Annotated in this window: 2 protein-coding genes and 1 pseudogene; 1 reads left to right on the top strand and 2 read right to left on the bottom strand. The window is 64.5% G+C overall.

Going from position 1 to position 8,298, the window contains the following annotated elements:
- Positions 1-490: pseudogene (locus EOA86_RS12895) on the bottom strand (hypothetical protein); the annotation flags it as partial.
- Positions 490-2,418, bottom strand: coding sequence for an autotransporter assembly complex family protein (locus EOA86_RS12900; protein ID WP_065006756.1), 1,929 nt, complete (start codon positions 2,416-2,418; stop codon positions 490-492). The pseudogene EOA86_RS12895 and the gene EOA86_RS12900, both read right to left, overlap by 1 nt.
- Positions 2,419-2,696: 278 nt before the next feature.
- Here EOA86_RS12900 and EOA86_RS12905 point away from each other — a divergent pair, with 278 nt between their 5' ends.
- Positions 2,697-8,177 (top strand): alpha-2-macroglobulin family protein, encoded by a 5,481-nt coding sequence (locus EOA86_RS12905; RefSeq protein ID WP_128342002.1) that lies wholly within the window; start codon positions 2,697-2,699, stop codon positions 8,175-8,177.
- Positions 8,178-8,298 lie beyond the last annotated feature (121 nt).

An 8,298-nucleotide genomic window follows, 5' to 3' on the forward strand; every position in this document is an offset into this window, starting at 1 on the left:
ATCCCCTGGCGGCGAGCTCGGCGATACCGCTGCCGGCCAGCGCCTGCCCGAGCGCGATTTCCGGCAGGTCGATCTGCTTGATGTCGAGCGACACCGGCAGCGTGGTGGCGCCACCCTGGCTCGGCTGCGTGCCGGCCACCGGCAGCCGCGCCAGCTCGATGCGATCGGCGGCGACGCGGCCGGCGTTGAAGTTCTTCGACAGCAGCGCCAGCGGCGACCAGTCGACGGCCACCTTGCGCGCCATCAGCCAGGCGCCCTGGCGATCCTCCAGCACCACATGATCGACAGTCAGCGCACCGGACCAGATGCCGTCGATGCCGCTGACCCTGACCTTCCGGTCATCGGTCGACGCCACGGTCGAGATGATGCCGGCGAGGTTGGCGCGGCCGCGCTCGGTCTTGGTCAGCACGACGAGCGCACCGATCACCGCCGCCACTAGGATGAGCAGCGTGTAAAGGACAATGCGAAGGATGCTCTTGAACATTGTCATCAGAACGCCTGGCCGATGCCGGCATAGATGCCGAAATGCGGGTCATCGGGACCCCGGTTGAGCGGCACCGCCGCATCGATGCGCAGCGGTCCGAACGGCGTAATATAGCGCAGGCCGACGCCGGTGCCGACCTTCATGCCAGAAAAATCCGGGAATTGATTGGTCGAGACGGTGCCGACATCGACGAACGGCACGACGCCGATCGTGTCGGTGATGGCGATGCGCATTTCGACCGAGGTCTCGAAGAAGGATAACCCGCCGATCGGCTCTCCGTCGATATCCTTGGGACCGATGCCCTGATAGGCATAGCCGCGCACCGAGCCGCCGCCGCCGGAATAGAAGCGTCGGTCGGCCGGAACATCCTGAAGGCCGGCACCGATGATCGAGCCGATGGCGACACGTTCGGCCAAGACGAACTTCGAGGCCGCGTCGAGCGACTGATAGGCCGATCCTTCGCCCCTCAACTTGACGAAGGCCGCACCGTTCAAAATGTCGTAGCTCGGCTCGGCATAGGCCAGCGCCCTGAATCCCGTCGTCGGATTGAGCCGGCTGTCCCGGTTGTCGAAGACATATCGCAGCGGAATGCTGGCTATCAGATAGGTGTGCTTGCCGAAGGAATCGGTGATCTTCGAATAGTCGAGCGCGACTTCCGCGGAAACCGTCTGCTGCCTGTCGAGTTCATAAGACAGGCCGGTGTTGCCCTTGACCGAGAAATGGTCATAGGCGTCGGGATGCTCTAATACGGTGTTGGCGCCGGCGAAGAATTTCGACGCCGGCCCGACCACGCCCGGTTTTTCGAACATGATGCCGGCATTGTAGTTGAGCTCGGTCAGCTCATTGCTGCCGATACCGCTGATTGCGCCCTCGATGCGCAGCTTTTCGGCACGGCCGAACAGGTTGCGGTGGCCCCAATAGCCTTCAAGGCCGAGCCCCTCGGTGTTGGAGAAGGTGCCGCCAAGGCCGAAATAGCGCGGCTTGCGCTCGCTCACTTCGACGCCGATCGGGATGTTGCCGTCGGCGTCGAGACTGTCGGCCTCCTTCAGCGTCACGCTGTTGAAGACTTCCAGCCCGAGCAGGCGGTCGCGCGCCTCGTCAATCTCTTCCGGCGAATATTGGCGGCCGCGCTTCAGGCCTGTCATATATTCGGTGAAATCGCGGTCGACCTTTTCGGTGCCCTCGACCGTGGTGTCGCCGTAGCCGGCAACCGGCCCGGCCGCCACAGTCAGCGTCACGTCGAGCGTCGAGGTGGCGTGGTCGGCAATGATCTCGCGCTCCGTCACCTTGGCCAGCGGCCTGCCTTCCTCTTTGAGCGCCCGCACGATCGACGCCTCGGCCTTGAGCACGGCACCGGAACCGGCATCGCCGCCGGCGATCAGGCCGAAATCGGCCCCCGCCAGCCCCGCGGCATCGCCCGCCAGCCTGATGTCGCCAAGCGTGAATTTCGGCCCGGTCGCAATGTTGATCACCACCGGAATCGGCTGCGGACCCGAAAATTCGGCGTCGGGCGGCAAATCGTCGAGCGGCTTGCCTTCGATGGTGATGGTGACGACGCCCTCGTAACGGGCGTCCGCATAAAGTGCGGCGACAAGCTGATCGCGGTCGCCACGCGCCTTGGCCAGCAGGCCGAGCGAACCAGAGACTGGACGTTCTTCGTCGTCCTTCAGCGCCGAGGCGTTTTCGAGCTTCTCGGCGAGATCCTCGTCGGCGTCGGGCGCCTCGATGGTCACCGCATAGCGCAACGGATCGACGATGTCGGCATCTTCATCCTCCGACGATCCCCACAGCTTGATGCCGAAGATCTCGAAAGCGGCCGCATTTCCGCTCGCGGCAACCAGTGCAGTCGAACATAGCAAGGAGAAAAGCAAAGCGAGCGAAAACACGCGCCGTGGCGCGGTTCCTCCCGACATCTGCTTTTCATACGCCGACATTACAACTCTACCCTAGCGTCCAAAGCTAAAATTGGAATGAAGTTCTGAATTGCTCGTAAAGGGGCCACAATCCAATTGTCTGAAATGGACAGGGCTTGGAATTCACACCTTCTGCGTCACCGCAAGAATGCGTGATCCCTGTCCTATGGAGGTACTACCGGTCATCGGCCGGAAAGGAAACCGTTGGCAGGCGGATCCTGCCGCGTCCTCGTGTTGACAAGGCTGACTGAAGCTTGAACATGTCCGGACGTAACGTAAAGCAGTGTCTGGAGGGGTTTATGGCAATGCGCGCGGCTCGTGGTCTGTCGATTCTTTTCCTTCTCTTTTTCACCTGGAGCGGTGTCGCGCAAGCGGCCGAAGCGCGCCGGGTGGTGACGTCAGACAATTCCGATTATTTCGGCTTCGATCTCAGATCCGACCAGAATGTCAGCCTCGACCAGTGCAAGACGACATGCCTGGGCGATCCGGCCTGCCGCGCCTTCACCTACAACCCCAAAGCCAAATGGTGTTTTCTCAAATCCGACTACAACTCGCTGAAACCCTTCAAGGGCGCCGTCGCCGGCAAGGTCGTTAACATCGATGGCGACCTCGATATCGGCGCGCCGCCGGATCTCGCCTTCTTCCCCACCTGGATGGCCGACCAGGCCCAGCAATACCGCAACAGGCTCACAGGCCCGGCCTACACCAAGCCCACCGAAGGGCTGACGGCACTGAGGGAGGCGGCCGAACAGGCGTCGCTGACCGGCGACCACCGCTCGGCCATGCAGAAATACGAGGCTTTGGTTTCGGTATTGCCCGATGATGGCCAGCTCTGGTTCGAACTGGCGCAGGAAACGCTCGCCGTGCAGCCGACCGCCAACAGCGCGGAGGCGTCTACCCTGCCTGCGAACGCCACCTCCGCCGGCTTCAACGCCTACAAATTGCTGCGCACCACCAAGACGCGCGCCGACGTGCTGGCGCTGCTTGGCGCCGCGCTCAATCGCCGCGACCTCGCCCGGCCCGCCCTGCAGGCTTACGAAGCGAGCCTCGCGCTGGTCAATTCTCCGGCGGTCAAGGCCGATTATGAAGACTTGAAAGCGCGCAAGGGCTTTCGCGTGATCGATCACACGGTCGAAGCCGACACCAGTGCGCCGCGCATCTGCGCGCAGTTTTCCGAGGATCTGGTCAAGACCGGCGTCGACTATTCGCAATTCGTCACCGTCGACAACGCCGCTCCCAAGGGCGTCGAGGCCAAGGACAAGCAGATCTGCGTCGAAGGGCTCGAGCACGGCCAGCACTACAACGTGACCTTCCGCCCCGGCCTGCCGGCCGCCATCGGCGAGGTGATCACCGCACCGGTGGTGCTGTCCATCTATGTGCAGGACCGCGCGCCGTCCGCCCGTTTCACCGGCGACAGCTTCGTGCTGCCTGCCGGCGCGCGCCGCGGTATTCCGGTCGTCACCGTCAACATGAACGCCGCCGAAATGAAGCTCTATCGCATCGGCGACCGCTCGCTGACCCAGCTTCTGTCCGGCTACCAGTTCCTGCGCCAGCTTGACGGCTATGACATCTCCAACATTTCCGATCAGATGGGCGAGCCGGTCTGGCAAGGCCAGCTCGACATCGCCAACGACCTGAACAAGGAAGTCACCACCTCCTTCCCGGTCGACGAAGCACTGCCGCAGCGCAAGCCCGGCGTCTATGTGCTGACCGCGCAACCGGTCGACGAGAATGACAACGACTATGATTCGCGCGCTACGCAATGGTTCGTCGTCTCCGATATCGGCCTGTCGACCTATACCGGACAGGATGGGCTGAACGTCTTTGCCCGTTCGCTCGGAACCGCCAAGCCGATATCAGGTGCTGAACTGACGCTGCTCGCCAGGAACAACGAAATCCTCGGCACCGCAACCACGGACGCGGAAGGCCGCGCCGTCTTCAACCCCGGACTGACGCGCGGCGACGGCGGCATGGTCCCGGCGGTGCTGATAGCCAAGCAAGGTGACAGCGACTTCGTCTTCCTCGACATGGGCCGCGCCGGCTTCGATCTTTCCGATCGTGGCGTCACCGGGCGTCCGGCGCCGGGCGCACTCGACGTCTATGCCTGGACCGAACGCGGCATCTACCGCGCCGGCGAGGACGTCCACGTCGCGGCGCTTGCCCGCGACGGCGCCGCCAAGGCGGTCGAGAACCTGCCGCTGACCTTCATCTTCACCCGTCCCGACGGCGTCGAGAACCGCCGCATCGTCAGCGACGGCGCATCGGCCGGCGGCCACGCCGTCGACCTGCCGCTCGAACCCAACGCCATGCGCGGCACCTGGACGGTGGCGATCCACACAGACCCCAAGCAGGCGGCGGTCGCCAGCCAGATGTTCCTGGTCGAGGATTTCGTGCCGGATCGCATCGAGTTGGACCTGTCCTCCGACAAGCAGGAGATCGCGCAGGGCGAAACTGCCAACGTCACCGTCGACGGCCGCTTCCTTTATGGCGCGCCGGCCGCCGGGCTGGCGCTCGAAGGCGAACTGACGCTGTCGACCACCCGTGACTGGGACCGCTTCAAGGGCTATTCCTTCGGCCTCGCCGACGAGCAGTCGGCGGAACCGTCAGTCACGCCGTTCACGGATCTGCCGGTGGTCGGTGAGGACGGCAAGGCGACCTTCCCGGTTTCCGTCGGCCAGTTGCCCTCGACCACCAAGCTCGTCGATGCCAAGGTTGCGGTCAGGATGCGCGAGACCGGCGGCCGCGCCGTCGAGCGCTCGCTCAACATCGGCATCCGGCCGCAGGGCCACATGATCGGCATCCGCCCGGATTTCGATGGTGACGAGGTGCCGCAAGGCGGCACGGCGAAGTTCAGCCTGATTGCGGTCGACCCCGACGGCAGGCGCGAGGCGCTGCAGGGCGCGCAATGGTCGCTGGTCAAGGTCGAACGCAATTATCAATGGTACCGCTCAAGCAATTCCTGGAACTATGAGCCGGTCACCTTCACCAAGTCGGTGGCCAACGGCCAGGTCGACCTGACCGCCGACGGCGAGGCCACCGTCTCGCTGCCGGTCGACTGGGGCCGCTATCGGCTCGAGATCGAGACATCGGACCCGGAAGGCCCGGCGACCAGCTACGAATTCGACGCCGGCTGGTATGTTAGCTCCACCACCACCGAAACGCCTGACGGCCTCGAAATCGCCCTCGACAAGGACAACTACGCGGCGGGCGAAGTGGCCAAACTCAAAGTGTCGCCGCATTTTGCCGGCGAGCTGCTCCTCACCATCGGCGCCGACAAACTCTTGAAAACCGTCACCGCCAGCGTGCCGGCAGATGGCAGCACCATCGACATCCCGGTCGGCGACGACTGGGGCGCCGGCGCCTATGTCACGGCAACGCTGTTCAGGCCGGGCGATGCGCAGGAAACGCGCATGCCGGCGCGCGCCATCGGCGTCAAATGGCTGAAGGTCGATCCGGGCTCCAAGAAGCTCGCCGTCACCCTGACGCCCCCGGACAAGACCATGCCGCGCCAGCAGCTGTCGATCCCGGTCTCCGTGGCCGGTGTGCAGCCGGGTGCCAACGCCTATGTCATGGTCGCGGCCGTCGATGTCGGCATCCTCAACCTGACCAATTACAAGGTGCCGGATCCTGAGACCTGGTTCTTCGGCCAGCGCATGCTCGGCCTTGAGGTACGCGACCTCTACGGCCGTCTGATCGACGGCTCGCTGGGCACATCAGGCAAGCTGCGCACCGGCGGCGACGGCGCCAACATACAATCGCAAGGCAGCCCGCCGACCGAAAAGCTGGTCGCTTTCTTCTCCGGTCCGGTGCCGCTCGACGCCGACGGCAAGGCGCGGATCGACTTCGACATCCCGCAATTCAACGGCACCGTGCGCGTCATGGCCGTCGCCTGGACTAAGGACGGGGTCGGCCATGCCCAGTCCGACGTGATCGTGCGCGATCCGGTGGTGATCACCGCCGGCCTGCCGCGCTTCCTGGCGCCTGAAGATTCGGCCGTCATGCGGCTCGACGTCACCGACGCCGACGGCCCGGAGGGCGACTATGCACTGTCGATAAACACCACCGCCAATCTTTCGAGCGGCAGTGCCGCCCTGCCCGAAAAGCTGACGCTCGCCAAGGGTAAGCGGCAGACGTTAACCGTGCCGCTGATCGCTGAAACGCCGGGCAACGGCTCGATCACCATCAAGCTCGCCCATGCCGACGGCACCGCTGTCGAGCAGACGCTGTATGTTCCGGTGCGCCCGGCGCAATTGCCGGTGACCACCCGCATGGTGGTCGACCTCAAGGGCAATGGCGGGTCGCTGCGCGTCGACAAGGAGCTCCTGGCGGCAAGCGTGCTCGACGGCGCTTCGGTTAGCGTCGGCGTTTCGCAGGCGGCGGCCTTCGACGTGCCGTCGCTCCTGATGACGCTCGACCGCTACCCCTATGGCTGCGCCGAGCAGACCACCAGCCGCGCCATGCCGCTTCTCTATGTCAACGAAATGGCCTCGGGCGTCGGTATGGCCAGCGACGCCGACCTGCGCGGCCGCATCCAGGACGCCATCTACAAGGTGCTGAGCTACCAAGCTTCGGCCGGCAGCTTCGGCCTGTGGGGCCCGGGCTCCGGCGACCTGTGGCTCGACGCCTATGTCACCGACTTCCTGACCCGGGCGCGCGAGCAGAAATACGACGTGCCGACCCAGGCGATGAACCAGGCGCTGAGCAATCTGCAAAACGCGATCGGCTACGACCAGGACGTCAAGGATCGCGGCAGCCAGATCGCCTATGCGCTCTATGTACTGGCCCGCAACAAAAAGGCCTCGATCGGCGATCTGCGCTACTATGCCGACACCCAGATCGAAGCCTTTACCAGCCCGATGGCCGTTGCCCAATTGGCGGCGGGCCTGGCGCTCTATGGCGACACGCAGCGCTCGGAAGCCACCTTCCAGGCCGCCCTGCAACTGGCCAGTTCAAGCTCAGCATACGACTACTATAGGTCCGATTATGGCTCGCCGCTGCGCGACGGCGCGGCGATGCTGGCGCTTGCCGCCGAATCGAAGCCGGTGCCGACGATCGTGCCGGCGCTTATCAAGCGGGTGACGCAGGAACGCGCCGCCGTCAGATGGACCAGCACGCAGGACGAGTCCTGGATGCTGCTGGCGGCCCGCGCACTGAAGGCCGGCAACGATTCGATCGCGCTGACCATCAACGGCGCGCCGCATGCCGGCGCCTATTCGGACCAGATCGCCGGCAGCGACATTGCCGACAGCCCGCTGACCGTCGCCAACACCGGCAGCAACCCGCTGCAGGCGGTCGTCACCACGGTGGCCTCGCCGATCCAGCCGCTGCCGGCCGGCGGCAACGGCTTCACCATCGGCCGCACCTACTACAAGCTCGACGGCACCGAAGCCAATGTCACGGAGGCGACCCAGAGCGAACGCTATGTCGTCGTGCTCAATATCTACGAGCAGAACAAGTGGCCGTCGCGGCTCGTGATCACCGATCTGCTGCCGGCCGGCTTCGAAATCGACAATCCGGGCCTGGTTTCCAGCGCCCAGTTGTCGAACTTCTCGTGGCTGGCTCAGACCGACGCCGCCCATCTCGAATTCCGCGACGACCGTTTCGTCGCGGCCTTCAATCCGAACGATGGCGACGGCGACCGCAACATTACGCTCGCCTATGTCGTGCGCGCGGTGACACCGGGCACCTATGCCCATCCGGCTGCAACGGTCGAGGACATGTACCGGCCGCAATATTCGGCCCGCACCGCGACCGGGATGATGGAGGTCAAGGCGCCATAAGGCGCCGATGGTGGCGAATATGGCGATGGCGCTGCCCCTCATTGCCCTGCCGGGCATTTCTCCCCGTACAGAGACGGGGAGAAAGAAGCTTGCGCCGACGTTTTCGCCAACCTCGCACGCT

The sequence above is a fragment of the Mesorhizobium sp. M5C.F.Ca.IN.020.32.2.1 genome, assembly GCF_004023105.1.
GTDB lineage: Bacteria > Pseudomonadota > Alphaproteobacteria > Rhizobiales > Rhizobiaceae > Mesorhizobium > Mesorhizobium wenxiniae.